The sequence below is a fragment of the Streptomyces sp. NBC_00090 genome (assembly GCF_045160815.1).
In the GTDB taxonomy this organism is placed as follows: Bacteria; Actinomycetota; Actinomycetes; order Streptomycetales; family Streptomycetaceae; genus Streptomyces.
Genome location: NZ_CP108224.1, coordinates 4,514,531 through 4,541,078, shown reverse-complemented (window position 1 = coordinate 4,541,078; position 26,548 = coordinate 4,514,531). Strand labels below are relative to the sequence as shown.

Here is a 26,548-nt window from a genome sequence, read left to right as displayed (position 1 = left end):
ATGCACAGGCTGTGGACAACAACTTGAACCACGTCAGCCGCCCCGACTACCGTGGTGAGACTCCACAGTCTTTTCCGTTCTGTCCTCACCTGTCCTCACGGACCCGTCCTCTACGGACTTCGACCCACCGTCCCCGAGAACCACACCATCGTGGGACCTGCGAGAAAGCGTGCCCCGTGGCTGACGTACCTGCCGATCTTGCCGCAGTGTGGCCACGCGTCCTCGAGCACCTCCTCGGCGAAGGCCAGCAGGGGATCGAACCCAAGGACAAGCAGTGGATCGAGCGCTGCCAGCCGCTCGCCCTGGTGGCCGACACCGCTCTCCTCGCCGTACCCAACGAGTGGGGCAAGCGCGTCCTCGAGGGCCGGCTGGCCCCGCTGATCAGCGAGACCCTCAGCCGCGAGTGCGGTCGCCCGATCCGGATCGCGATCACCGTCGACGACTCCGTCGGCGAGCCGACGCCGCCCGCGCCTCCCGCGCAGCAGCCGCGCTACGACGAGCGCCCGCAGCCCGACCCGTACGAGAAGTACGAAGGCTACGGACACCGTCCGATGTCCGACGACGGGCTGCCCACCGCGCGCCCGGCCTATCCGGACTACCAGCAGCCGCAGCGGCCCGACCCCGGCGCCTGGCCGCGCACCCAGGAGGACCTGTCCTGGCAGCAGCCTCGGCTCGGCGGCTACCAGGAGCGCGCCCCGTACACCGGTCCGGAGCAGTCCCGGCAGTCCCGCTACGACGAGCCTCCCCGGGGGTACGAGCAGCCGCGGCGGCCCGAGCGAGCCGAGCTGCCCGACCCGCAGGGCCACGGCGCCCGTCCCGGCCCGCGGCCGGGCGGTCCGGGCGGCGGCTCCGGCTCCTCCACCGGCCAGGGCTCCGGCGCGCCCGGCGAGCAGCACGCGCGGCTGAACCCCAAGTACCTCTTCGACACCTTCGTCATCGGTTCCTCGAACCGCTTCGCGCACGCCGCCGCCGTCGCGGTGGCCGAGGCGCCGGCGAAGGCGTACAACCCGCTCTTCATCTACGGGGAGTCGGGGCTCGGCAAGACCCACCTGCTGCACGCCATCGGCCACTACGCGCGGAGCCTCTATCCGGGGACCCGCGTGCGGTACGTGAGCTCCGAGGAGTTCACCAACGAGTTCATCAACTCGATCCGCGACGGCAAGGGCGACGCCTTCCGCAAGCGCTACCGCGATGTGGACATCCTGCTCGTCGACGACATCCAGTTCCTCGCGAGCAAGGAGTCGACGCAGGAGGAGTTCTTCCACACCTTCAACACGCTGCACAACGCCAACAAGCAGATCGTGCTCTCCTCCGACCGGCCACCCAAGCAGCTGGTGACCCTGGAGGACCGGCTCCGCAACCGCTTCGAGTGGGGCCTCACCACCGATGTGCAGCCGCCCGAGCTGGAGACGCGTATCGCGATCCTCCGCAAGAAGGCGGTGCAGGAGCAGCTGAACGCCCCGCCGGAGGTGCTGGAGTTCATCGCCTCCCGGATCTCGCGGAACATCCGCGAGCTGGAGGGCGCGCTGATCCGGGTGACGGCCTTCGCGAGCCTCAACCGGCAGCCGGTGGACCTCGGCCTCACCGAGATCGTCCTCAAGGACCTGATCCCCGGCGGCGAGGACAGCTCGCCGGAGATCACCGCTCCCGCGATCATGGCGGCCACGGCCGACTACTTCGGGCTGACGGTGGAGGACCTCTGCGGATCCTCGCGCAGCCGCGTCCTGGTGACGGCACGGCAGATCGCCATGTACCTGTGCCGTGAGCTGACGGACCTGTCGCTGCCGAAGATCGGCGCGCAGTTCGGCGGCCGGGACCATACGACGGTGATGCACGCGGACCGGAAGATCCGCGCCCTGATGGCGGAGCGGCGCTCCATCTACAACCAGGTCACCGAGCTCACCAACCGCATCAAGAACGGCTGACGGACCGCCGCGACGACGGCTGACGGACCACCGCGGCAGAGCGCCGCGACAGCCCGCACGACAGCGACCGAAGGGCGCCCCGGGACACCTCCTGGGGCGCCCTTCGGCGTTCCCGGATGCCGGTCCTGAACCGCTTCCGACGCACTTTCCGCCCGCTCCCGAGGCCGCTCCGGACCCCTCCCGAGGCTGCTCCGAGCCACTCCCGGGGGTGCCTCAGTTCGCTGTGCACAGCTGTGTACGAGCGCGGGGTGTTCGATTACCCCGTTCCGGTGGCGGGTTCTCCACAGATTGGGGGATGATCTCCCGTCCACAGGGTGGGGACTGTCGAGTTATCCGGATCCTGTCCACAGGACGACCTACTGACAGGTCATCACCCCAGGTCAAGCGCTTGTGGATTTGTTGGCAACCACTCTCCACAGCCTGTGGATAGAATTTTCGTCCACAGGGGGCCGGGAAAGTTGTCCACTGGCTGCCCACAGGGGGCCGTCGGTTGCCCACAGCTTCTCCACACCCCTGTCCACTGTTCGGCAACGAATCGTCCCCGCTCACCGCGTCGAGTGAAAGCCGTCACACCAAGGGAGACGGTTGGGCTGTGGGGAACGTGGGTAAAGCTGGGGACAGCGCTGGGGAGAACTCCCCATGGCCTGTGTACCGGGTGTGCAGAACTTTTCGGTGTCCACAGAGAACCCCGGTTGTCCACGGGTTCCACCCACAGGGTCGGTGGACAAAAAAACGGGTCTGACCTGCGAAAACGACGTTATCCACCGTTTCCACAGGCCCTACTACTACTCCCACATAGAGTTAGCCCGGAATTCGCTTCGAAGTGGGACCTGTGCACAACTCGGCGCCGGAGCTCCGACGCGCTCTCGTCGCGACTTGACCCCGAGCAGCACCGAGTGTCGGCGGCGTACGTCAGACTGGTTCCCGCAGTCGACGAAGAGCCAGCAACAGCAGGAGGCGGTTCCGGTGAAGATCCGGGTGGAGCGCGATGTACTCGCCGAGGCGGTGGCCTGGGTGGCCCGCAGCCTCCCGGCCCGTCCGCCGGCGCCCGTACTCGCGGGCCTTCTCCTGAAGGCCGAGGACGGCGCGCTGAGCTTCTCGAGCTTCGACTACGAGGTCTCCGCCCGGGTGTCGGTCGAGGCCGAGGTCGAGGAGGACGGCACGGTTCTCGTCTCCGGCCGGCTGCTCGCCGACATCTGCCGCGCCCTCCCCAACCGTCCCGTGGAGATCTCCACAGACGGTGTACGGGCGACCGTGGTCTGCGGCTCCTCCCGCTTCACCCTCCACACCCTGCCTGTGGAGGAGTACCCGGCACTGCCGGAGATGCCCACCGCGACCGGCACCGTCCCCGGTGAGGTCTTCGCCTCCGCCGCCGCCCAGGTGGCCATCGCCGCCGGCCGCGACGACACGCTGCCCGTCCTCACCGGTGTGCGCATCGAGATCGAGGGCGACACGGTCACCCTGGCCTCCACCGACCGCTACCGCTTCGCGGTCCGCGAGTTCCTGTGGAAGCCGGAGTCCCCGGACGCCTCCGCGGTCGCCCTGGTGCCCGCCAAGACCCTCCTGGACACCGCGAAGGCGCTCACCAGCGGCGACACGGTCACCCTGGCGCTCTCGGGCTCCGGCAAGGGCGAGGGCCTCATCGGCTTCGAGGGCGCGGGCCGCCGCACCACCACCCGGCTGCTCGAGGGCGACCTGCCGAAGTACCGGACGCTCTTCCCCACCGAGTTCAACTCGGTCGCGGTGATCGAGACCGCCCCCTTCGTCGAGGCCGTCAAGCGCGTGGCCCTGGTCGCCGAGCGCAACACCCCGGTCCGGCTCAGCTTCGAGCAGGGCGTGCTCATCCTGGAGGCCGGCTCCAGCGACGACGCACAGGCTGTGGAAAGGGTCGACGCGCAGCTCGACGGCGACGACATCTCGATCGCCTTCAACCCGACCTTCCTCCTGGACGGCCTGAGCGCGATCGACTCCCCGGTCGCCCAGCTCTCCTTCACGACCTCCACCAAGCCGGCGCTGCTCAGCGGCAAGCCGGCCCTGGACGCCGAGGCGGACGAGGCCTACAAGTACCTGATCATGCCGGTGCGCCTCAGCGGCTGACGGCCTGCGGTTCATGCCGGGGTCCGGGGGCCCGCGGCGCCAGCCGCAGATGTCACAGGCCGGGAAGGCACAGAATGCCGGTGCGCCTCAGCTGCTGACCCGCCTCCGGGAAGGCGTCGACTGAGCGGCCGACCCCACAGGTGTGCACACGGGTCCGGGCGTAGGCTCGGACCCGGGTAAACCGCACACGACGCTTAAGGAATCTCTGATGGAGCTCGGTCTCGTCGGTCTCGGCAAGATGGGCGGCAACATGCGCGAGCGCATCCGCCGCGCAGGCCACACCGTCATCGGATACGACCGCAACCCGGACCTCGCCGATGTCCACAGCCTCGAAGAGCTTGTGGGCAAGCTCAAGGGTCCGCGGGTCGTGTGGGTCATGGTTCCGGCCGGTGCCGCGACCCAGTCCACCATCGACGAGCTGGCCGACCTGCTCTCCCCCGGCGACATCGTCGTGGACGGCGGGAACTCCCGCTGGACCGATGACGAGAAGCACGCCGAGGAGCTCGCCGCCAAGGGCATCGGGTTCGTCGACTGCGGCGTCTCCGGCGGTGTGTGGGGCCTGGAGAACGGCTACGCGCTGATGTACGGCGGTTCCGCCGAGGACGTGGCGAAGGTCCAGCCGATCTTCGACGCGCTCAAGCCCGAGGGCGAGTTCGGCTCGGTCCACGCGGGCAAGGTCGGCGCCGGCCACTTCGCGAAGATGGTCCACAACGGCATCGAGTACGCGATGATGCAGGCCTACGCCGAGGGCTGGGAGCTCCTGGAGAAGGTCGACTCCGTCACCGACGTGCGCGAGGTCTTCCGCTCCTGGCAGGAGGGCACGGTCATCCGTTCCTGGCTGCTGGACCTCGCGGTGAACGCGCTGGACGAGGACGAGCACCTGGACCAGCTGCGCGGCTACGCACAGGACTCCGGCGAGGGCCGGTGGACCGTCGAGGCCGCCATCGACAACTCCGTACCGCTGCCGGCGATCACCGCGTCGCTGTTCGCGCGGTTCGCGTCCCGTCAGGACGACTCGCCGCAGATGAAGATGATCGCCGCGCTGCGCAACCAGTTCGGTGGCCACGCGGTCGAGTCCAAGAAGTAATCCACAGGCTGTGCACCGGGCGGTGCACAGCCGTCGGGGGAAGGTCGGCGCCCACCATGCACGTCACGCATCTCTCGCTGGCCGACTTCCGCTCGTACGCCCGGGTCGAGGTTCCCCTCGACCCGGGCGTCACCGCGTTCGTGGGCGCCAACGGCCAGGGCAAGACCAATCTCGTCGAGGCCGTCGGCTATCTCGCGACCCTCGGCAGCCACCGCGTCGCCTCGGACGCCCCGCTCGTACGGATGGGGGCGGAGCGCGCCGTCATCAGGGCCGCGGTCACCCAGGGCGAGCGCTCGCAGCTGATCGAGCTCGAACTCAACCCGGGCCGGGCCAACCGGGCCCGTATCAACAGGTCCTCGCAGGTCAGACCGCGCGACATCCTGGGAATCGTCCGGACCGTGCTCTTCGCCCCGGAGGACCTCGCCCTGGTGAAGGGCGACCCCGGCGAGCGCCGGCGCTTCCTCGACGAGCTGATCACGGCGCGCACGCCGCGCATGGCGGGCGTGCGCTCCGACTACGAGCGCGTCCTCAAGCAGCGCAACACGCTCCTGAAGTCGGCGGCGATGGCCCGGCGGCACGGCGGGCGGGGCATGGACCTCTCCACGCTCGACGTATGGGACCAGCACCTCGCCCGCGCCGGGGCCGAACTGCTCGCCCAGCGCCTCGACCTCATCCACACCCTGCAGCCGCTCGCCGACAAGGCGTACGAGCAGCTCGCGCCGGGCGGCGGACCGATTCTGCTGGAGTACCGGCCCTCCGCGCCGGGCGCCGGACACACCCGCGAAGAGCTGTACGAGCAGATCATCGCCGCGCTCGCCGAGGTCCGTAAGCAGGAGATCGAGCGGGGCGTCACCCTCGTCGGGCCGCACCGGGACGAGCTGCTGCTCAAGCTCGGCGACCTGCCCGCGAAGGGATACGCGAGCCACGGCGAGTCCTGGTCGTACGCGCTGGCCCTGCGCCTCGCCTCCTACGACCTCCTGCGCTCCGAGGGCAACGAGCCGGTCCTCGTCCTCGACGACGTCTTCGCCGAGCTCGACGCGCGGCGGCGCGAGCGGCTCGCGGAGCTCGTGGCGCACGGCGAGCAGGTCCTCGTGACGGCCGCGGTGGACGACGACGTGCCGGGGGTCCTCGCGGGGGCCCGGTACGAGGTGGCCGGCGGGGCGGTGGAGCGGGTATGAGCGAGCAGCAGTCTCTCGGGGCCGACGGGGCCGGTTCCCCGGAGCCGACGGCCCCCAAGATCCCCGAGAGCTCCGGCGTCGACCTGGCACGGGTCGCGCTCCGCGCGGCCAAGGAACAGGCGAAGGCTCGGGGCGCCGCCGCCCAGCAGAAGAAGCAGGCCCGGCGCGGGGGCGGACTGCGCTCCGGCGCGCGGGCCGACGGGCGCGACCCGATGGCGCTCGGCGCGGCGATCAACCGGCTGATCACCGAGCGGGGCTGGGAGACGCCGGCGGCGGTCGGCGGGGTCATGGGGCGCTGGCCGCAGATCGTCGGCGAGGACCTGGCGAAGCACTGCGTACCGCTGAAGTTCGACGACGAGCCGGACGCGCGGGTCCTCACCGTGCAGTGCGACTCCACGGCGTGGGCGACGCAGCTTCGGCTGCTCGCGCCGCGGCTGGTGGCGCGGCTGAACGAGGACCTGGGGCACGGGACGGTGCGGGTCATCAAGGTGCTGGGGCCCGGTGCCCCCAGGCGGGCTTACGGGCCGCTCAGGGCGCCCGGCAGTGTCGGGCCCGGGGACACGTACGGCTAGAGCGCCGGGCGGCCGGGTTCCCTTGTACGCGAGGCCTTGGCATGTGTACGCGAGGCCCTGGCGCGCCCCGTTCTCGTGGTGCGGGTCCAGCAAGAGGGGCGCCGCGCGGGTGGCGTTGTGCCCACCCTCCCCCGGAGGGGGGACCCCCAGCCCCGGCGGAACGCATGCCCACAACGCGGCGGGGTGCTCGCCCACAACGCGGCGGGGTGCTCGCCCACAACGCGGCGGGACGCCCTCCCCTGACGGGGCGGAACGGCTGCCCACAACGCGCTACGACTCGAAGCGCTAGGTGGCCGTCAGAGGGCTCTGGAGACCCTGTCCGGATATGGGGAGTCGTCTCGCTCCCGCTCAGGGCGGCACATGCGGACTCAGGCACCGGCAAACCCCCATGACTGTCGGCGCTACCGGTAGACTGGGCGACAATCCCGCCACCCTGCGGAACATGTCGAACGACGCAGCCGCTCCCGTATGCCCGGAGAACGGCTTGTGCTGTGCCAGAAAGGGCGCTTCGTGGCCGATTCCGGCAACCCCAACGAGAACAACCAGTACACCGCCAGCAACATCCAGGTCCTCGAAGGCCTGGATGCCGTGCGCAAGCGCCCTGGCATGTACATCGGCTCGACCGGTGAGCGCGGTCTGCACCACATGGTGCAGGAGGTCGTCGACAACTCGGTCGACGAAGCCCTGGCCGGCCACGCCGACACCATCGACGTGACGATCCTGCCCGACGGCGGCGTCCGCGTCGTCGACAACGGCCGCGGCATCCCGGTGGGCATCGTGGCCTCCGAGGGCAAGCCGGCCGTCGAGGTCGTGCTGACCGTGCTGCACGCGGGCGGCAAGTTCGGCGGCGGCGGCTACGCCGTCTCCGGCGGTCTGCACGGTGTCGGTGTGTCGGTCGTGAACGCCCTGTCCACCAGGATCGCCGTCGAGATCAGGACGGACGGCCACCGCTGGACGCAGGACTACAAGATGGGCGCCCCGACCGCGCCCCTCGCGCAGCACGAGGCGACCGACGAGACCGGCACCTCGGTCACCTTCTGGGCCGACCCGGACATCTTCGAGACCACCGAGTACTCCTTCGAGACGCTCGCGCGCCGCTTCCAGGAGATGGCCTTCCTCAACAAGGGCCTCACCCTGACGCTCACGGACGAGCGCGAGTCGGCGAAGGCCACGGTCGGCGCGGACGACCCGGAGGCGGAGGCCGCGGAGCCGACCGCGCGCACGGTGAAGTACCACTACGAGGGCGGCATCGTCGACTTCGTGAAGTACCTCAACTCGCGCAAGGGCGAGCTGGTCCACCCCACCGTGATCGACCTCGAGGCGGAGGACAAGGACAAGGCCCTGTCCCTCGAGGTCGCGATGCAGTGGAACAGCGGCTACAGCGAGGGCGTGTACTCCTTCGCCAACATCATCCACACCCACGAGGGCGGCACGCACGAGGAGGGCTTCCGTGCGGCGCTGACCTCGCTGATCAACAAGTACGCGCGCGACAAGAAGCTGCTTCGCGAGAAGGACGACAACCTCACGGGTGACGACATCCGCGAGGGTCTGACCGCGATCATCTCGGTCAAGCTGAGCGAGCCGCAGTTCGAGGGCCAGACCAAGACCAAGCTGGGCAACACGGAGGCGAAGACCTTCGTCCAGAAGGCGGTCTACGAGCACCTCAACGACTGGCTGGACCGCAACCCGGTCGAGGCCGCGGACATCATCCGCAAGTCGATCCAGGCCGCCACCGCGCGCGTGGCCGCCCGCAAGGCGCGCGACCTGACCCGTCGTAAGGGCCTGCTCGAGTCGGCGTCGCTGCCGGGCAAGCTCTCCGACTGCCAGTCGAACGACCCCGCCAAGTGCGAGATCTTCATCGTCGAGGGTGACTCCGCCGGTGGCTCGGCCAAGTCCGGCCGTAACCCGATGTACCAGGCCATCCTGCCGATCCGCGGCAAGATCCTGAACGTCGAGAAGGCCCGGATCGACAAGATCCTTCAGAACACCGAGGTCCAGGCGCTGATCTCGGCCTTCGGTACCGGAGTCCACGAGGACTTCGACATCGAGAAGCTCCGCTATCACAAGATCATCCTGATGGCGGACGCCGACGTCGACGGTCAGCACATCAACACCCTGCTGCTGACCTTCCTCTTCCGCTTCATGCGTCCGCTGGTCGAGGCCGGTCACGTCTACCTCTCGCGCCCGCCGCTCTACAAGATCAAGTGGGGCCGGGACGACTTCGAGTACGCGTACTCGGACCGCGAGCGGGACGCGCTCGTCGCGCTGGGCAAGCAGAACGGCAAGCGGATCAAGGAAGACTCGATCCAGCGCTTCAAGGGCCTCGGCGAGATGAACGCCGAGGAGCTGCGCGTCACGACCATGGACGTCGAGCACCGTGTGCTCGGCCAGGTCACCCTGGACGACGCGGCCCAGGCCGACGACCTGTTCTCGGTGCTGATGGGCGAGGACGTCGAGGCACGCCGCTCGTTCATCCAGCGCAACGCCAAGGACGTTCGCTTCCTCGACATCTGAGTCGGTCTCAGCTGACCGTACGAAAGGACTGACGACCAGCAATGGCCGACGAAAACACTCCCGGCACCACCGAAGAGCAGGAGCCCGTGCTGCGGATCGAGCCCGTCGGGCTCGAGACCGAGATGCAGCGCTCGTACCTCGACTACGCGATGTCCGTCATCGTGTCCCGCGCGCTGCCCGACGTACGGGACGGCCTCAAGCCGGTCCACCGGCGCGTGCTGTACGCGATGTACGACGGCGGCTACCGGCCCGAGAAGGGCTTCTACAAGTGCGCCCGCGTCGTCGGTGACGTCATGGGTACGTACCACCCGCACGGCGACTCCTCGATCTACGACGCGCTCGTCCGTCTCGCCCAGCCCTGGTCGATGCGGATGCCGCTCGTCGACTCCAACGGCAACTTCGGTTCCCCGGGCAACGACCCGGCCGCCGCCATGCGGTACACCGAGTGCAAGCTCATGACGCTGTCGATGGAGATGCTCCGGGACATCGACGAGGAGACCGTCGACTTCCAGGACAACTACGACGGCCGCAACCAGGAGCCGACGGTCCTGCCGGCCCGCTTCCCGAACCTGCTGATCAACGGCAGCGCCGGTATCGCGGTGGGCATGGCGACCAACATCCCGCCGCACAACCTCCGCGAGGTCGCGGCCGGTGCCCAGTGGGCGCTGGAGCACCCGGACGCCAGCCACGAGGAGCTCCTCGACGCGCTCATCGAGCGGATCAAGGGCCCGGACTTCCCGACCGGCGCGCTCGTCGTCGGCCGCAAGGGCATCGAGGAGGCGTACCGCACCGGCCGTGGCTCGATCACGATGCGCGCGGTCGTCGAGGTCGAGGAGATCCAGAACCGCCAGTGCCTGGTGGTCACGGAGCTTCCGTACCAGACCAACCCCGACAACCTCGCGCAGAAGATCGCCGACCTGGTGAAGGACGGCAAGGTCGGCGGCATCGCCGACGTCCGCGACGAGACCTCGTCCCGTACCGGTCAGCGCCTCGTCATCGTGCTCAAGCGCGACGCCGTCGCCAAGGTCGTGCTGAACAACCTCTACAAGCACACCGACCTGCAGACGAACTTCGGCGCGAACATGCTGGCGCTCGTCGACGGCGTGCCCCGCACCCTCTCGCTCGACGCGTTCATCCGCCACTGGGTGACGCACCAGATCGAGGTCATCGTCCGCCGGACGAAGTTCCGGCTGCGGAAGGCCGAGGAGCGCGCCCACATCCTGCGCGGTCTGCTCAAGGCGCTCGACGCGATCGACGAGGTCATCGCCCTCATCCGGCGCAGCGACACGGTCGAGATCGCCCGCGGCGGCCTGATGGACCTCCTCCAGATCGACGAGATCCAGGCCAACGCGATCCTGGAGATGCAGCTCCGCCGGCTCGCCGCCCTGGAGCGCCAGAAGATCATCGCCGAGCACGACGAGCTCCAGGCCAAGATCAACGAGTACAACGCGATCCTGGCCTCGCCGGAGCGCCAGCGCTCCATCGTCAGCGAGGAGCTCGCGGCGCTCGTCGAGCGGTTCGGCGACGACCGCCGGTCCAAGCTCGTGCCCTTCGACGGTGACATGTCCATCGAGGACCTGATCGCCGAGGAGGACATCGTCGTCACGATCTCGCGCGGCGGGTACGTGAAGCGGACGAAGACCGAGGACTACCGCTCGCAGAAGCGCGGCGGCAAGGGCGTGCGCGGGACGAAGCTGAAGCAGGACGACATCGTCGACCACTTCTTCGTCTCCACCACCCACCACTGGCTGCTCTTCTTCACCAACAAGGGCCGGGTCTACCGGGCCAAGGCGTACGAGCTGCCGGACGCCGGACGGGACGCGCGCGGCCAGCACGTGGCCAACCTGCTCGCCTTCCAGCCGGACGAGCAGATCGCCCAGATCCTGGCGATCCGCGACTACGAGGCCGCGCCGTACCTGGTGCTCGCCACCAAGGCCGGCCTGGTCAAGAAGACCGCGCTGAAGGACTACGACTCGCCGCGCTCGGGCGGTGTCATCGCGATCAACCTCCGGGAGACCGAGGCCGGCGGCGACGACGAGCTGATCGGGGCCGAACTGGTCTCGTCCGAGGACGATCTGCTCCTCGTCAGCAAGAAGGCGCAGTCGATCCGCTTCACGGCCACGGACGACGCGCTGCGCCCGATGGGACGTGCCACCTCGGGCGTCAAGGGCATGAGTTTCCGCGCGGACGACGAACTGCTCTCGATGAATGTCGTCCGGCCCGGTACGTTCGTCTTCACCGCGACCGACGGCGGGTACGCGAAGCGCACCCCCGTCGACGAGTACCGCGTCCAGGGCCGTGGCGGCCTCGGTATCAAGGCCGCCAAGATCGTGGAGGACCGCGGCTCGCTCGTGGGCGCGCTGGTGGTCGAGGAGACCGACGAGATCCTCGCCATCACGCTGTCCGGCGGTGTGATTCGTACGCGAGTCAACGAAGTCAGGGAGACCGGCCGTGACACCATGGGCGTCCAGCTGATCAACCTGGGCAAGCGCGATGCCGTCGTCGGCATCGCACGGAACGCCGAGGCCGGCAGCGACGACGAAGATGTCGACGACGATGCCGAGGGCGTTGTCGAGGTGACCGAGGCCGCAGTGGTCGAGGCCGAGGCAGTCGAGGGCACCGAGCCCTCGGCCGGGGAGCACGAGGAGTAAGAGCGTGAGTGGAGCCACGGGCGCCGGATCGGCGGCTGCCGGAGCTTCTGCTGGTGCTGGAGCGAACGGCGCCCGTGGCCCCGCCACGGACTCCCAGGGGGTTGCGGTGACGGACAACCGGGGGCAGCAGCCCTCGTACGAGACCTACAGCGGGCCGCTGCCCGGCGAGCGTGCGGGCACGCAGCAGCAGAGCGGCCCGTACCACCCGCCGCAGGCGTACGGCGCTCCGGCGTCGGGCGGCCAGGCGGGCGGTACGGCCGGCGGGACGCTGGGCGGCCAGACGGGCGCCGGAGCGGTGCGCCGGCCGCGTACGGGGGCGCGCACCACGCCTCGTACGCGCAAGGCGCGGCTGCGGGTGGCGAAGGCCGATCCGTGGTCGGTGATGAAGGTGAGCTTCCTGCTCTCCATCGCGCTGGGCATCTGCACGGTCGTGGCCGCGGCGGTGCTGTGGATGGTCATGGACGCCATGGGCGTCTTCTCGACCGTCGGCGGCACGATCAGCGAGGCGACGGGCTCGAACGAGTCCAACGGCTTCGATCTGCAGTCGTTCCTGTCGCTGCCGCGGGTCCTGATGTTCACCTCGGTGATCGCCGTGATCGACGTGGTCCTGATGACCGCGCTGGCGACGCTGGGCGCGTTCATCTACAACCTGTCGGCCGGTTTCGTCGGCGGTGTGGAGCTCACGCTCGCCGAGGACGAGTGACCTTCGGGTGGCTGCCGGATGACCTGCGAGGGGGCCGGGGCGGAACCGATTTTGGGACTGGCCCCCACGTGCGCTAATCTTCAGGAGTCAGCGCGCGGGACACACACCGCAGAGCGCGGCGGGGCTATAGCTCAGTTGGTTAGAGCGCATCCCTGATAAGGATGAGGCCACAGGTTCAAATCCTGTTAGCCCCACAGTATCGATCGACCCGGACGGTTCCTCCGTCCGGGTCGATCTTTTTTCCGGGGAAAATCGAGGGCGCGTCGGGGGTTTGAAGCTCGTACAGGTCACCGATCGGTATCGGTCGATGTGTAGAGTGGGCGTCAGAAGTCTCCTACGTCAACGAAAGACGAGGTCGCGCGGTGAAGAAGCTTCTCCTGGTCGCACTGGCCGCCATCGGCGGGCTCCTCGTGTACCGCCAGATCCAGGCGGATCGCGCCGAGCAGGATCTGTGGACGGAGGCGACCGACTCCGTGCCCGCAGGTTCGGGTGTCTGAGACGAAGACCGTCTGTGGGTGGAGCCCCGGCCGCGCGTGAGCGGGCCGGGGCTTTGCTTTGCCTGAGCAAATCATTGGCTTGCTTAAGTAAAGAGGAGAAGCGCGTGAAGACGCAGGCCGGCATCGGCCGGAGGGCGGGGGCCCTGATCGCGGCGGTCGCGGCAGTGGGCGCGGTGACGGCGCTGCCGGGCCAGGCCCGGGCGGCAGCCGGGGGCGAGCTCCCGCCGTACACCTTCGACACCACGGCCCAGCCGGTCAAGGGGGCCGCTTCGAGCTCGGACGCGGCGCAGCTGAAGACCGGGCAGACCTACCGCGACACGCTCAAGAAGGACGGCAAGGTCTACTACCGCGTCGACCTCGACGACAAGCAGAACAGCTACGTCTCCGTGGTCGCCGTGCCGAAGCCCGGCGGCAAGGCCGAGTACGGCGACGGCTTCAAGGTCAGCATGCAGGACGGCTCCGGCACCGAGTGCGGCTACCAGCAGGCCTCGTTCTCGGCCGAGTACGCACGGCCCCTGGCCGCGTACGCCCGCCGCCTCATCAACCCCGACAGCTCCTCCTGCCAGAAGGCCGGAGCCTTCTACGTGCTCGTCGAGCGGAACTCGAAGGCGACCTCCGCCCCGGACGACTGGGAGCTGGAGATCCGGCACCTCTCCGAGCCGGGAGTGAAGAAGGCCGGGCCGACCGAACTCCCCGAGGCCTGGCCCTCCGCCACGCCCGCACCGCCGACAGGTGGCCCGCAGAAGCGCCAGGGCGGCGCCGGCTTCCACGACGCCGTCTCGCTGAAGCAGGGCGAGTGGCGGTCCGACATCCGGCCCGGCCAGACGCTGTTCTTCCGGGTGCCCGTCGACTGGGGGCAGCAGCTCTTCGCCACCGCCGAGCTCGGCAGCAGCACCGCCGGCGACGAGTACATCGGCCAGGCCCTGGTGCTCTCCGTGGACAACCCGGCGCTCGGCCACGTCGACGAGAACAGCGGGAGCTACGACGGGAAGCCCGCGACGCTCGCGCTCGACCCGCTGCGGCCGGTGGCCTATGAGAACCGCACCTCGTACAACGACGCCACGAGCGGCATGCGCTTCGCCGGCTGGTACTACCTGTCGGCCACGCTCAACCCGGCCGTCGCCGAGGAGTACGGGGACGGGCCGTTGCCGCTGACGCTGCGGGTGAACGTCACGGGCACGGCGAATCCCGGGCCGGGGTACGACGGCGACCCCGGGCCGTTCGCGGTGACCGCCGACGACCGTGAGGCGGCGGCGAGCGGCGCGAGCGGGGCCCGGGCGGCGGAGCGGAGCGACTCCATGCGGCTCGTCGCGGTGGCCGGGATCGGCACCGGGAGCGTGCTGCTGCTCGGCCTCGGCGCGTGGACGCTGCTCGCGCGGCGACGGGCGGCGTAAGGCCGGGGCAGGGCCGAGCAGGGCCGGGCAGGGGCGCGCAGGGCCGGGCAGGGCCCCGCAGGGCCGCGTAGGGCGGCGCTGCGGGGGCGGTGCCGGGCCCCTCTGTGGCTCAGGTCTGGGCGAGGGCCCAGAAACCCACCGCGAGGCAGACCAGCGCCAGCAGCAGCACCGGGACCGCCACCTTCGGGGGCGGTCCCGGTCGGCGTTCGGGGGCGAGGGGCGCGGGCCGGGGCGGCTGCGTCGACCCGGTGGGGTGAGCGGGAACCTGATCGGGGCGAGCGGTGTAGGGATGAGTAGCGGCCTGTCCGTACAGCGCCGCGGCAGTGGGGGCCTGGTCGAAGGCGGGCGCCGTCGGGTGCGCGACCGGCGTGTGCGTGACCGGCGGGGGCAGGTGGAAGCTGCCCGTCTCGGAGGCGCTCGGCATCGACGGCCGGTGCGGCGGTACGGGCGTCGGGGCGAGCGCGGGGGTGGGCGCGGACATGGCGGTGGGGGTCGGCGTCGGTACGGAGTCGGACGCGACGCCCTGTACGGCCGAAGCTCCCGGACCGCCGTGCCCGGCGGAACCCATGGGGCCCGTGGGGCCCTGGGGGCCGAAGCCGGCCGGCAGCGGGCCGATCTGGTCGAAGATCTCGACCGGCTGCTCGTCGGGACCCGGCTCGGGCAGCATCTCCGCGGCGGCGTTCAGCGCCTTGCGCGCGCCCGTCGCCGTCCGGAAACGGGCCTGCGGATCGGGCTGGAGCAGCCCCGCGAGCACCTGCCACAGCGGCTCCGGGATGCCCTCGGGGGCGCTCGGGGTGCCGTACGTCAGGAAGTGCGAGATCAGGGCCTGGGAGTCCGGGCTGCGGCCCTGGAGAAGATAGAGCGCGACCAGGCCGACGGCGAACAGGTCGGCTGTGAAGTCCGGCTCGGCGCCGAGGAGTTGCTCGGGAGCGAAGTAACCCGGCGTGCCCACCACGTAGTTGGTCTCGGTGAGCCGGGGCTCACCCTTGCGCATGGAGATGCCGAAGTCGGACAGCCGCAGGTGCGGCCGCCCGGTTCCGGTGACGTCCATGAGGATGTTGGCGGGCTTGATGTCCCGGTGGACGACGCCCTCCGCGTGCACCGTCGCCAGACCCGAGAGCAGCTGGTCGAGCAGGGTGCAGACGAACCGGGCCGGCAGCGGGCCGTAGTCCCCGATGACGTGCGCCAGGGAGCCGCCGGCGACCAGGTCCATGGTGAAGAGGACCTTGTCGTCGTCGGCGGCCCAGCTGGCCGGGGCGAGGACGTGCGGATGATCGATCCGCAGCGCCTGCTCGCGGACGAAGCGGAGCAGCGTGTGCGCGTCGCTCTGCAGGAGCACCTTGGCCGCCACGTACCGGCGGCGCCGGTGGTCCCAGGCACGCCACACCGCGCCCGCCCCACCCCGCCCGATCGGGTCGATCAGCTCGTACCGACCAGCGAAGACCTCACCCATCGTGCTGCGCCCGCTCCCCGTGTGCGTCGTCTCTCCGGGACTCCGGCCGACGGCCGGTCCCGCGTCAGTTCTGGTGCGACTCGTAGTGGGCGACCGCGTCCGCGGTGCGCCCCGCGCCGTACACCCGGAGGAACTCTGCCAGTTCCGGGTGGGCCGGGGCGAGGGAGTCGGCCGCGTCGATGATGTCGCCCGCCGCCGCCACGGACCGCAGCAGCGACTGGATCTCACGGACCACGCGGCGCACGGTCGGGGCGCCGGATCCGGTCGTGGTCTGCGCCGTGCTGGTGAGGACGGAGCCGCCCTGCGACTTCTTGACCTCGTCCATCCGGTCGGCGGCCTCGGCGGCGCTGACGCTGCCGTCGGCGACCTGGACGGCGAGCTCCTGGAGCGCCTGGACGCGCTGGACGACGGCCGGGTTGCCGATCTTCGCCCGCTGGCCGCTCATCAACTGGGACAGCATGGGCGCGGAGAGCCCGAGCACGGCCGCGAGCCTGGCCTGGTTGAGCCCGAGATCGTCGATCAGCCGACGGAAGAGCGCCCCCAACGGCTCCCCGTACCAACTGCGCTGAAGCTCTCTGGCTCTTGCCGTGGCTTCCTGCTGCGCTGCGTCCATCACTTCTCCCCATCCCTTAGGTTCGCCACTGCGAACCTCGATCAGCATCTTACGGAGCGTGGTCGTCCACCGGGAGTCCCAATCCTTTTGCCGGACAGGGGGGGAGACCCGGTACGCTGTTCTCGTTCCGGGGCCTTAGCTCAGTTGGTAGAGCGCTGTCTTTGCATGGCAGATGTCAGGGGTTCGACTCCCCTAGGCTCCACTCGATGACACCCCTCTGACCTGCGATGACGCAGTCCAGAGGGGTGTTTTTGTCGGCCTTGGCCATGAGGCTGCGGGGGCGCCTCAGTCCACGTCCCCCCAGGTCACGTCCGGACCGGGCGGCCAGGGCTGGGAGAAGTCGAAGAGGGTGGGGTCGTCGATCTCGCGGACGGCCTTGCGCCAGGACGGCCTGCCCGAGATGAGGAAGCCCTTCTTGTCGCGCGAGGTGAGCAGGTAGGTGGCGGTCGGGTCGTTCTCGACCTGGTGCCGCTCGGAGATCTCGTCCGTCTCCCGCTCGGTGGCCTTGCGGATCTCCAGGCCGTACAGCAGGGAATGGACGAGCATCGTGTCCACGTGCCCGACGTAGATCTCGATCCGGGGCGCCGGAGCGAGCTTCAGATCGGTGTCGCTGCGCAGCAGCAGCGTCTTGTGCGAGACGGTGTAGCTCCAGAGCTTGAACAGGCGCTCCGGCTCGGAGAACGTCATGGGTGTCCCTCGGATTCAGTGCGGTGAAAGGGCCGGTGTCTCAGCGTCGCGATTTCTTGGGCGGCTCGGGAGGCTGGACGGAATTCGGCTCGGGAACGTCGTCGACCGGCTTGTTGTCCGAGTGCCAGGAGATCGATTCCCACGACCTGCCGCCGTAATCTACCCCGTCCTCCTCACCGGCCTTGAAGGCCACCACGTTCCGGGCCACGACGCTCATCTCCCAGGCCGTTCCGTAGTTCTCCGGCGGGTGCTTCTGGCCCTGGCCGGTGCCGAACGGCTGGCCGCGCTCCACGGCGGTGTCGAACGCCGCCGCGATCGACTCCGGCGTGCTGCCCGCGCCCGGCATGCCGTCGAGCGTGATGTGCAGGTCGACCCGCGGGTCGGACACCGCGGCCATGACGTTGGTCATCCACACCGGGCTGCCCGCCTCCACGTCCGCGAAGGCCCGGCCGTTGAAGGTGGTCGCCTCGGGGAGGCCGTGCGCCCGCAGGTACTTCATCAGCTCGTCGGACGGCGGATTGACGCCCAACACGACCACGGGATAGGTCGGAGGGGCCGGGGTGTGGCCGGTCTCCTCCTCGTCGCAGGGGGCGAGCCCCAGCGGATCGATCAGCACGTGCGGGTTGGACACGTAGGCCGCGGGGTTCGGCGCCGGGACGAGCCCGAGCGGGTCCGGCGACAGGTAGCGCGCCGTCTCGGGGTCGTAGTAGCGGTGCACGTTGTAGTGCAGTCCGCTCTCCGCGTCGAAGTACTGCCCGGGGAAGCGCAGCGGCGTGTACGCGGTCGCGTCCGCGTTCCATGAGGTCAGACCCCACAGGGTGGAGCGGGCCCGCCAGGCGACGGAGCCGTCCTCGCCGATGAGCTCGGTCGGGGTGCCGACGAGGTCGGTGACGAGGGCGAAGAACCGCCGGTCGATCTCCTCCGACGGCGCTGTCGCCAGGGACTTCCGCTCGGTCTGCGCCACCGGGTGCCGGCCGCGGTAGTCCCAGGTGAGGGAGGTCAGCGTGCCGCCCTCGGAACCGCCCGACACCTGCTCGACGAGCAGGTCGCCGTGCCAGGTGAACTCCGTGCGCTCCAGGATCCGGGCGCCGTCCGCGTCGACGCCCACCTTGGACACCCGGCGGCCGAGCGGGTCGTAGCCGTAGCTCCAGCGGCTGCCGTCGGGCCGGACCACGGCGGTCAGCCGGTCCTCGGCGTCCCACGCGTACGTCCACACCTCGGCGGAGCCGTCCGCGCGGTCCACCCGGCGCACGACCGTCCGCCCCTGGCCGTCGTACTCGTAGGAGACGTCGCCGGCCCGCCGGATCCGGGTGCCGTCGTACCGGCGTGTCCCCGTGGCGTGCCCGCCCCCGTGCCGCGCGGGCCAGGTGGCCTCCGTCAGGTTGCCGGACCCGTCGTAGGCGTACCGCTCGGTCCAGCCCTTCGCGTTGACCGCGGTCACCCGGCCGGCGGGGTCCAGCTCGAAGTGCCGGGTGCCGGAGAGCCGGTCGTCCACGGAGGTGAGCCCGCCGCCGGGCCGGTGGGCGTACCGGCGCGCCTGGACCGTGCCGTCGCGGGTGACCGCCCGCCGGCCCAGCAGCCGGTCGCTCGTGTCCCACACGTGGTCGAGGGTCGCGACGCCCTCGACGTGGCGGGAGGCCTCCCGCCCGGCGGCGTCGTGCGCGAACCGGATGCCGTGGCCGGACGCGGTGACGAGACCGTCCCAGCCGGACGGGCCGTGGTTCCACTCGCTGGTCGTGCCCGCCGGAGTGGTCCGCCGGGTCGGACGCCCCAGCTCGTCGTAGGCGAGGCGCAAAGTCCGGCCGTCGCAGGTCTCGTCGAGGACCCGGCCCCGGGCGTCGCGCCGCCAGCTGAGCTCGGCGTCGGGACCGACGGCGTGCAGGAGCCTGCCCTCGGGGTCGTACGAGAAGCGGGTGACCGCGCCGGCCGCCTCCTTGCGGACGACCCGGCCCATCGGGTCGCGCTCGAAGCGGATGGTCTGGCCCGCGCCGTTCGTCCGGGCGATCAGCCGGCCGGCCTCGTCGTAGGCGTAGGTGACGGTGCGCCCGTCGAAGTCCGTCTCGGAGCTCAGCCGGCCCGCGGCATCGTGCTCGTACGTCCAGGTCCGTCCCTGCGGGCCGACGACGCCGACGAGCCGTCGTTCGGTGTCGTAACGGAACTCGTGGCGCGCGCCGTCGGGTTCGGTCCGGGCCGCGGGCAGATCGAAGTGGGTGTACTCGAAGAGCGTGACCGCGCCCGAGGCGTCGGTCGTGGAGGTGCAGTTGCCCTCGCCGTCGTAGGTCCACCGTTCCTCGGCGCCGTCGGGGCCGGTCCGGGTGAGGAGCCTGCCCTCCGTGGACCAGCTCATCGTCGTGGTGCGGCCCTCTGCGTCCGTCGTGGTCGCGGGGCGGCCGAAGGCGTCCCGGTCGAAGCGGGCGACCTCGCCGGACGGCTGGGTGACGGCGAGGGGCAGGCCCGCCCGGTCCGAGGCGATGCGCACGGTCCGGCCCGTGGCGTCGGTGACGGCGTCGAGCCGTCCCGCCGCGTCGTAGGCGTACGAGGTGACCGTCCCGAGCGGGTCGGCGACCGAGGTCCGGTTGCCCCGGTCGTCGTGGCTCAGGTGCCAGTGGGATCCGTCGCGGGCCGTGACGGTGACCGGCCGGCCGGCGTCGTCGTACGTGACGAGGGAGCGGTGCCCGTCGGGGTGGACGACCGCGGTCCGGCGTCCCGCCGCGTCGTACTCGTGTGTCGTCGTCAGGCCGAGCGGGTCCGTCTCGGTCAGCAGCCGGTCGTACGCGTCCCAGGTGCGCCGGACGGTGTGGCCGAGCGGGTTCGTCTCCGCGACCGACTGGAGCCGGTGGTTGAGCTGGTGGACGGTCGTGGCGCCGGTGGAGTCGGTGTAGCGGGTGACGCGGTCGCCGGTGTCCGGGTGGACGGCGTAGTCGAAGGTGGAGGAGAGGAAGCCGTCCGGGCCGATGGTGCGTACGACGCGGCCGGCGGCGTCGTACACGTACCGGAACGTGGAGTCGTTCCGGTCGGTCCAGCTGGTGATCCGCCCCTCCGGGTCGTAGCCGAAGCGCAGGGGCCGGCCGGAGGAGTTGGTGACGGCTTCGAGATGCCCCGGCCGGTCGTAGCCGTAGGTCATGACGGTGACCGGGCCCTGGGGCGTGCGCAGCGCGAGGGTGCGGACGCGGGCGTCCTCGACGGTGACCTGGACGGTGTAGCCACCGGAGTGGGTGACGGCGGTGGGGGCTCCGTCGGGGCGGCGGGAGAACGTGATCGCGTGGTCGTTGCGGTCGCGGATCTCGGTGAGCCAGTGGGCGGAGGAGGTGCGGTAGGGGCTGCCGGTGAAGGAGCGGGTCACCCCGGTGTGCGGGTCGGTGACGGTGTACGTCCCCGTGTCCCCGTCCTGGCCCCCGTGGGCGAGGGCCAGCCGCGGGCCCTCCAGGGGGAGTACGGGCTCTCCGCCGGGGAGGGGCAGGGCCGGGTAGACGAGGAGGGAGCCGTCCTCACGGGCCCACACGGCCTCCTGGAGGACGGGGTCGACCTCCAGGCGCTCGTCGAGGGTGGAGGCCCAGCCGCGGCCGAACCAGTGGCCGTGGCGGTACTCCGACAGATGGGTCCGCGACAGGGCCAGGGGCAGGGTGCCCGGCAGGGACAGGTCCGTCTGCGTGAGGGTCATCTCGCCGGTGGCGACGTCGACCGGGTCGTTCTCGCACTTCTTCTTGTCGAGGGGGACGGAGTGGCGGCGCGGATCGGTGGCGGCGTCCTTCAGCGGTACCGGCTTCGCCTGTGCCGTGTCGAGGTCGCCGCCCTTGCGGTTGCCGGTGCCCTGCCCGCCGTTCGGGCCGCCCGTGTCGTCGTCGCTCTTGCGCTGGCGGGCGAGCCGGTCGCGGATGGCGTCGTCGTTGTTCTTGTGGTCGACGGAGATCTGCTTGACGACCTTCGGCAGCGTCTTGCCGACGTGGTCGCCCATGGTCGTGGCGGACTTGGCGAGGGCGCCCATGGCCTTCTCGATGACCGGGTCCAGGGCGTCGGCGATGCTGTCCCGGCCCTTGTTGCGGCCCTGGGCCGTCTTCGCCTTCGTCAGTTTCCCGGCGGTCCTGCCGTGGATCCCGGCGCTCACACCGTTCAGCTTCGTACCGGCGTTGTCGTGCTCGTCGTGCTCGATGTGGAAGCCCTTGCCCCCCGGGCGACCGCCGCCGCCGCCGGTGCCGGCGCCGGTGCCGGCCGAGGCGAGGTTGAGGCCCTCCTTCGCGCCCTGTACGCCCTCGTCGAAGCCGTCCTTGCCGGCCTGCCGCGTCTGGCCGAGGTCCACCCCGTCCTGCATCCCCAGCGCGTCCGCGCCCAGCTGGACCACCAGATCGGCGGCCATGTTCTCCAGGGCCGCCACCGCCGGTTCGGTCATCACACCGACGATGTGACCGACCGCTTCCTCCATCGCACCCGTGATGAGCTTCAGCAGCTGCTTCTTCGTGAACGCGATCGCACCGGCGCCGAGGAGTGCCGACAGACCACCGGTCACCGGGATCAGCGCCATCGCCAGACCGGTCTGGCCCGCCAGGATCCCGAGCTCCGCGACCGCCTTCCACTTCATGGCCTCGATCGCGCCCGCCGCCATGTCCAGCGCGCCCGCGATCGTCCGGGCCGAGGAGACCAGGTCCTTCAGGTGCCTGCCCTTGACCTTGTTCCAGTGCTCGTTCAGCGCGTCCATCGCCTCGCCGTGACCCGACGACAGCAGACGCTCCATGTGGTTGTTGGCGAGCTGGCCGTCGTCGGCGAGGTCGTCCGCGAACTCCCGCAGCGCGTCCGCCATTTCCCGGTAGGCGTCCTCGTCCACGTTCGGCCAGTTCACCCCCACCAGGTCCAGCAGTGTGTCCGCCCAGTCCGGCACCGTGACAGCCATGATGTGAAATCCCCCCGTGCGCAAAGCAATTCACAGAACGCGTGTGCGAAGAGCCTGCCATGTCCCGGAGAAGCCGATCAACGCGGGTCGGTGTCACCGGCCGTCTCGGAAAGGGGCGTACGGCGGGGACGCGGACGCGCTTCTCCCTCGCACCGCCGTTCGTGACTGCAACTCAACTTCCTGCGACGTGCCGCCGCGTCGGTCCGCGACCGACGGGCTCACAGGTCGGCGAGGGTGCTCTCCACGGTGTCCAGGAGTGCCTGCCGGTCCCGCTGGATCCTTCCGAGGACGCGCAGTCCGTAGTACGTGCTCTGGATCCGGCGGGCGAGGGCGTGGAGGTCGCCGGTGGCACGGATCTCGCCGGAGTGGCGGCCGGCGGTGAGGATCGCGTACAGCTCGCTCTCGACCCGGTCGAAGCTGCGCCGGACCGCTTCCCTGACGTCCTCGTCCGGGGCGGTGGACTCGATGGCGGCGTTGACCGCGAAGCAGCCGCGGCGGTCGCCCCCGTCGGGGTCCGCGTCGGGGTTCGCGTCGGGGTCCGTGCCGCCGTCAGTGCCGCCGTCCGTGCCGAGGTCGGCGTCGAGGTCCGTGCCGACATCCGTGCCGAGGTCGGCGTCGACGGCGTGGACCATCATCGCGCGCAGGCGGTCCCTGACCGGGCCGGGGCCACGGAGGAGCGCGACCTGCTCGGCGGTGCTCGTCTCGTAGTAGCGGTCGAGGGCGCGCAGGTAGAGCGGGCGCTTGCCGCCGAAGGCGTTGTAGAGGCTCGAAGGCCCGAGACCCGTGCTCTCGCAGAGGTCGCGGGTCGACGTGCCCTCGTAACCGTGCCGCCAGAACGTCTCCATGGCCGCGGTGACGACACGGTCCTCGTCGAACTCTCGGGGCCTGGCCATGCCCCCACCCTAAGGGTTTTGGAAGACCTCTACAGAACCTGAGCGCGCAGTTCGGCGGCCCTCGCGCGGTGCTCGGCGGCCCCCACCGGATCCGTCTCGGCGAGCAGGACCGCGATCCCCTCGTGGGCCAGCGCCTCCGCCTGCCGGTTCCCCAGCCTCGGGGCCAGCTCCAGCGCCTGCCGGTGCAGGCGCAGGGATTCCTCCGGGAGCCCCGCGAGGCGGCAGGTCTCGGCGTAACCGTCGAGGAAATGGATCTTCCAGTGCTCCTCGAAGACCTCGTCGAGCAGCGCGAACGCCTCCCGGTGGCCGGCCAGGGCCTCCTCGTACCGGCCCATCTGCCGCAGCGCGACCCCCAGACAGTTCAGGCACCACGCCTGGTTGTGGAGGTGCCCGTCGTCACGGGCCCCGGCGAGCGCCCGGCGCAGGTGCTCCGCCGCCTCGTCGGGCTCCTCCCGCGCGACGGCCACGCCCAGGGTGATCCGGGCCGTCAGCGCGGGCGGCCACGTGGGGTCGGTGTGGGGGACGCCCAGCACCTCCCGGGCCCGCCGCGCCGCCTCCTCCCGGTGCCCGAGCTGGAGCATCGCCCAGGCCTCCGACGCGGCCGCGTGCGCCGCGCCCGTCGGGCTGCCGGCCTTCCCGTACAGCTCCCCCGCCAGCCGGAAGAGGCCGAGCGGTTCCTCGACGTGTCCCGCGTCCCAGCTCAGGTAACCGCGGCGCAGGGCCAGCTCGGCCTCCGCCCGGGTGTCCCCCGTCCGGGCGACCTGGACGCCGGCCGCCTCGTACGCGGCCTCGGCCTCGGCCATCCGCCCCGCGTTGTAGCGGGCGAAACCCAGGTCGCTGAGGGCCTCGGCCAGCTGCAGCGGGTCGCCCAGGCGCTCGGCGGCGGCCAGCGACCGCTCGAAGAGGTAGTTGAGGTGGGACGTGCCGCAGCGGCGTGCGAAGTACGCCCGCAGGAAGCGCGGCAGCTCGCACACGTGCACGTCGGCGCCGACGGCGGCCGCCGTCTCGAAGGCGGCCAGCAGGTTCCCGTACTCGGTGACGAGCCAGCCGAAGGCCGCGTTCTTGTCCGCGAACCGGGGCAGCTCGACGGGCGGCCGGCCCGCCGAGGCCGGACGGCCGGGCGCCAGGAACGGCATCGCGGCATCGGCCGCCGCCGTCGCGTGGACGTAGTAGTCGAGTACGCGGTGGAGGGCCCGCTCCCGCTCGGCCGCCGCGTCCTGCTCCGCCGCGGCGCGCCGCGCGTGCTGGTGCACCAGGTCGTGCAGCCGGTAGCGGCCCGCCGTCGGCTCCTGGACGAGGTGCGCGTCGAGCAGGTCCTCCAGCATCGCCCGGGCCTCGCGCAGCGGCAGGTCCGCCAGCGCCGCCACCACGTACGCGTCGAAGGACTCCCCGGGCAGCAGGCCGAGGAGCCGGAACAGGCGGGCCCTGGCCCGGTCGAGCTGCCGTACGGACATGGCGAACGCCGCACCGAACTCGGCGTCGAACTCGCTCGCGCCCTCGCTCGCCCCCTCGCTCATCCGCTCGACGAGGATGCCCACCGTCCAGCCCGGCCGGTGCCGCAGCCTGGCCGCGGCCAGCCGCAGGGCCAGCGGCAGACGGCCGCACAGCCGCAGCACCTCCGCCGCGGACTCCGGATCGCGGCCCAGCCTGCTGTCGGGGCCGCCGGGGTCACCACTGGCCCGGGCGAGCAGCTCCGCGCTCTCCCGCGGGCTCAGCACGTCGAGGGAGACCGGGGGCACCTCGTCCAGGCCGAGGAGGCGGTTGCGGCTGGTGACCAGCGCGACGGACGGGCCGGCGCCGGGCAGCAGCGGACGGACCTGTTCGGCGTCGGCGGCGTTGTCGAGGACCACGACGACCCGCCGGCGGGCCAGCTCCGACCGCCAGCAGGCGGCCAGCTGCTCGACACCCTCCCGCGGCACCTTCTCTGACGGCACGTCGAGCGCCGCCAGCAGCATCCGCAGCGCGGAGTCCGGATCGAGCGGCGGCCGGCCCTCGGTGAACCCGTGCAGGTCCACGTAGAGCTGGGCGTCCGGGAAGTCGGCGGCCAGCCGGTGCGCCGCGTGCACCGCGAGACAGGTCTTGCCGACGCCCGCCATGCCGTCGACGGAGACCGCCCGGTGGCTTTCGACGGCGGCGAACACGGCGGCGAGCCGCTCCTCGCGCCCCGTGAAGTCGGGCACGTCGCGCGGCAGGTCGTTCCGGGGCAGCGGCCGGATCTGCCGGCTGCTCTTCGGGGGCGCCGGCAGGGGGTTCGAGGTCCGCTCCCACAGGGGCCGCAGGGGGCGGGGGTCCCGCTTGACGAGGCGGCAGAGGGCGACCACCGCGGGCCAGGGCGGCACGGTCCGGCCGTTGAGGTAGCGCGACAGCGACGAGGAGCTGAGACCGGTGTCCCGCGCGAGGGCCCGGACGCCGAGCCCGGACAGCTCGTGGAGCAGGCGCAGCCGCGCGGCCAGCTCGTCCTGCGGGGTGGCGCGGGCCTCCCCGGCCGCGGCCGTCCCCCGTCCTCGTGCGTCAGTTCTTGTCTCGGTCGGTCGTTCGTTCACCGTGCACCGTCCCCGTCTTGCCGCATTGCGCGCTGGTCCGCTTCGGTCCGTGCTGGTCCGTGCCGCTCGGCGTCGGCCCGTGCTGCTCGGCGTCGGCCCGTGCCGCTCGGTGTCGGCCCGTGCTGCTCGGTGTCGGCCCGTGCTGCTCAGCGCTGATCCACGGCGATCTGTTCCGCTCCGGTGGAAGTCTTCCGAGCCAACTCGCCGCAGGTCAAGGCTGCTTCACCTGTCCCACGGTGTCCCACCGCCGTGGTCGCGGCGGGCTGGAACGGCTGTCATGGAGTCACGCCCCGAGGGAACGGGGCACCGACCCGGAAGAGGTGCAGAGCGAAGTGCGATCCCGCATGCGGAACCCCGTCGCCGTACTGCCCGACGCGATGCGGCCCGTCCAGGAGCTCCTCGGGGCCGTGCGCTCCGGCGGCGTGGACGGGCAGACGCTGGAGCTGATCCATCTGCGGGTCAGCCAGATCAACGGCTGCGCCGCCTGCGTCGACAGCGGCGCCCGGTCGGCCCGTGGGGCAGGCGTGGACGCCGAGCGGCTGGCCGCCGTCGCCGCCTGGCGGGAGGCCCCGTACTTCACCGCGGCGGAGCGGGCGGCCCTCGGTCTCGCCGAGGCCGCCACGCGACTGGCCGACCGTCCCGACGCGGTGACCGACGAGGTCTGGGACACGGCCGCCACCTACTTCGACGAGCGGGGACTGGCCGCGATCATCCTGATGATCGGCGTCACCAACCTGTTCAACCGACTGAACGCCACGACCCGGCAGGCCGCCGGGGCCCGGGGCTGACGCGCCCCCGCCCTGCCCTCCCGGTACGAGACGCCACCGACAACCCGCACGACGGAAGGAACGACCCA

General features: G+C 71.1%; 17 protein-coding genes and 2 tRNA genes. 13 read left to right on the top strand and 6 right to left on the bottom strand.

Annotation, left to right across the window (positions count from 1 at the left end; genetic code table 11):
• Positions 1–176 precede the first annotated feature (176 nt).
• From dnaA to OG361_RS20170, 11 genes are all read left to right on the top strand, one after another.
• The gene (dnaA, locus tag OG361_RS20220) at positions 177–1,925 is read left to right on the top strand and encodes a chromosomal replication initiator protein DnaA (protein WP_405855482.1); all 1,749 of its coding nucleotides are present in this window, start codon (positions 177–179) and stop codon (positions 1,923–1,925) included.
• 966 nt (positions 1,926–2,891) lie between these two features.
• A complete protein-coding gene (dnaN, locus tag OG361_RS20215; RefSeq protein ID WP_041130169.1) occupies positions 2,892–4,022 on the top strand; it encodes a DNA polymerase III subunit beta in 1,131 nt (376 codons plus the stop codon).
• A 208-nt stretch (positions 4,023–4,230) separates the two neighbouring features.
• The gene (gnd, locus tag OG361_RS20210; RefSeq protein WP_405855480.1) at positions 4,231–5,109 is read left to right on the top strand and encodes a phosphogluconate dehydrogenase (NAD(+)-dependent, decarboxylating); all 879 of its coding nucleotides are present in this window, start codon (positions 4,231–4,233) and stop codon (positions 5,107–5,109) included.
• Positions 5,110–5,165: 56 nt separating this feature from the next.
• On the top strand, positions 5,166–6,287 hold the full coding sequence (gene recF, locus OG361_RS20205; protein WP_405855478.1) for a DNA replication/repair protein RecF: 1,122 nt from the start codon (positions 5,166–5,168) through the stop codon (positions 6,285–6,287).
• Entirely contained in the window at positions 6,284–6,859 is a 576-nt protein-coding gene (locus OG361_RS20200) for a DUF721 domain-containing protein (protein ID WP_405855476.1), read from the top strand. The genes recF and OG361_RS20200 overlap by 4 nt, the downstream gene beginning before the upstream one ends.
• A 486-nt stretch (positions 6,860–7,345) precedes the next feature.
• The gene (gene gyrB, locus OG361_RS20195; RefSeq protein ID WP_384560860.1) at positions 7,346–9,373 is read left to right on the top strand and encodes a DNA topoisomerase (ATP-hydrolyzing) subunit B; all 2,028 of its coding nucleotides are present in this window, start codon (positions 7,346–7,348) and stop codon (positions 9,371–9,373) included.
• Between the two features lie 41 nt (positions 9,374–9,414).
• On the top strand, positions 9,415–12,024 hold the full coding sequence (gyrA, locus tag OG361_RS20190; protein ID WP_405855473.1) for a DNA gyrase subunit A: 2,610 nt from the start codon (positions 9,415–9,417) through the stop codon (positions 12,022–12,024).
• Between the two features lie 106 nt (positions 12,025–12,130).
• On the top strand, positions 12,131–12,727 hold the full coding sequence (locus OG361_RS20185; protein WP_384560856.1) for a DUF3566 domain-containing protein: 597 nt from the start codon (positions 12,131–12,133) through the stop codon (positions 12,725–12,727).
• Positions 12,728–12,847: 120 nt separating this feature from the next.
• Positions 12,848–12,921 (top strand) — tRNA-Ile (locus OG361_RS20180).
• A gap of 168 nt (positions 12,922–13,089) precedes the next feature.
• Complete coding sequence (locus OG361_RS20175; RefSeq protein ID WP_003958712.1) at positions 13,090–13,224, top strand: DLW-39 family protein; 135 nt, start codon at positions 13,090–13,092, stop codon at positions 13,222–13,224.
• Between the two features lie 104 nt (positions 13,225–13,328).
• Positions 13,329–14,618 carry a hypothetical protein gene (locus OG361_RS20170; protein ID WP_405855471.1) on the top strand — a complete coding sequence of 430 codons (1,290 nt, stop codon included), beginning with the start codon at positions 13,329–13,331 and terminating at the stop codon, positions 14,616–14,618.
• A gap of 109 nt (positions 14,619–14,727) precedes the next feature.
• On the opposite strand, the gene OG361_RS20165 is transcribed toward OG361_RS20170, so the two are convergent.
• Entirely contained in the window at positions 14,728–16,071 is a 1,344-nt protein-coding gene (locus OG361_RS20165) for a protein kinase domain-containing protein (RefSeq protein ID WP_405855469.1), read from the bottom strand.
• Between the two features lie 64 nt (positions 16,072–16,135).
• Positions 16,136–16,684: a helix-turn-helix domain-containing protein gene (locus tag OG361_RS20160; RefSeq protein WP_405855467.1), complete on the bottom strand. Its 549-nt coding sequence runs from the start codon at positions 16,682–16,684 to the stop codon at positions 16,136–16,138.
• 129 nt (positions 16,685–16,813) lie between these two features.
• On the opposite strand from OG361_RS20160, the gene OG361_RS20155 reads away from it, so the two are divergent.
• A tRNA-Ala gene (locus tag OG361_RS20155) sits at positions 16,814–16,886 on the top strand.
• Positions 16,887–16,969: 83 nt separating this feature from the next.
• Here the strand turns inward: OG361_RS20155 and OG361_RS20150 are convergent.
• The 4 genes from OG361_RS20150 to OG361_RS20135 form a co-directional block, all read right to left on the bottom strand.
• Complete coding sequence (locus OG361_RS20150; RefSeq protein WP_358472023.1) at positions 16,970–17,371, bottom strand: hypothetical protein; 402 nt, start codon at positions 17,369–17,371, stop codon at positions 16,970–16,972.
• A 40-nt stretch (positions 17,372–17,411) separates the two neighbouring features.
• A complete protein-coding gene (locus OG361_RS20145) occupies positions 17,412–22,256 on the bottom strand; it encodes a DUF6531 domain-containing protein (protein ID WP_405855465.1) in 4,845 nt (1,614 codons plus the stop codon).
• Between the two features lie 218 nt (positions 22,257–22,474).
• Positions 22,475–23,149: a TetR/AcrR family transcriptional regulator gene (locus OG361_RS20140; protein WP_405855464.1), complete on the bottom strand. Its 675-nt coding sequence runs from the start codon at positions 23,147–23,149 to the stop codon at positions 22,475–22,477.
• A 29-nt stretch (positions 23,150–23,178) separates the two neighbouring features.
• The gene (locus OG361_RS20135; protein WP_405855463.1) at positions 23,179–25,692 is read right to left on the bottom strand and encodes a helix-turn-helix domain-containing protein; all 2,514 of its coding nucleotides are present in this window, start codon (positions 25,690–25,692) and stop codon (positions 23,179–23,181) included.
• A 344-nt stretch (positions 25,693–26,036) separates the two neighbouring features.
• Here OG361_RS20135 and OG361_RS20130 point away from each other — a divergent pair, with 344 nt between their 5' ends.
• Positions 26,037–26,480: a carboxymuconolactone decarboxylase family protein gene (locus tag OG361_RS20130; RefSeq protein ID WP_405855462.1), complete on the top strand. Its 444-nt coding sequence runs from the start codon at positions 26,037–26,039 to the stop codon at positions 26,478–26,480.
• Positions 26,481–26,548 lie beyond the last annotated feature (68 nt).

Bases quoted from the DNA above. Each gene is read 5' to 3' on its own strand.
- OG361_RS20200 (WP_405855476.1), top strand. From the start codon at position 6,284: ATGAGCGAGCAGCAGTCTCTCGGGGCCGACGGGGCCGGTTCCCCGGAG.
- gyrA (WP_405855473.1), top strand. From the start codon at position 9,415: ATGGCCGACGAAAACACTCCCGGCACCACCGAAGAGCAGGAGCCCGTG.
- OG361_RS20130 (WP_405855462.1), top strand. From the start codon at position 26,037: ATGCGGAACCCCGTCGCCGTACTGCCCGACGCGATGCGGCCCGTCCAG.
- gnd (WP_405855480.1), top strand. From the start codon at position 4,231: ATGGAGCTCGGTCTCGTCGGTCTCGGCAAGATGGGCGGCAACATGCGC.
- OG361_RS20165 (WP_405855469.1), bottom strand. From the start codon at position 16,071: ATGGGTGAGGTCTTCGCTGGTCGGTACGAGCTGATCGACCCGATCGGG.
- recF (WP_405855478.1), top strand. From the start codon at position 5,166: ATGCACGTCACGCATCTCTCGCTGGCCGACTTCCGCTCGTACGCCCGG.
- OG361_RS20160 (WP_405855467.1), bottom strand. From the start codon at position 16,684: ATGGACGCAGCGCAGCAGGAAGCCACGGCAAGAGCCAGAGAGCTTCAG.
- OG361_RS20145 (WP_405855465.1), bottom strand. From the start codon at position 22,256: ATGGCTGTCACGGTGCCGGACTGGGCGGACACACTGCTGGACCTGGTG.
- OG361_RS20140 (WP_405855464.1), bottom strand. From the start codon at position 23,149: ATGGCCAGGCCCCGAGAGTTCGACGAGGACCGTGTCGTCACCGCGGCC.
- OG361_RS20150 (WP_358472023.1), bottom strand. From the start codon at position 17,371: ATGACGTTCTCCGAGCCGGAGCGCCTGTTCAAGCTCTGGAGCTACACC.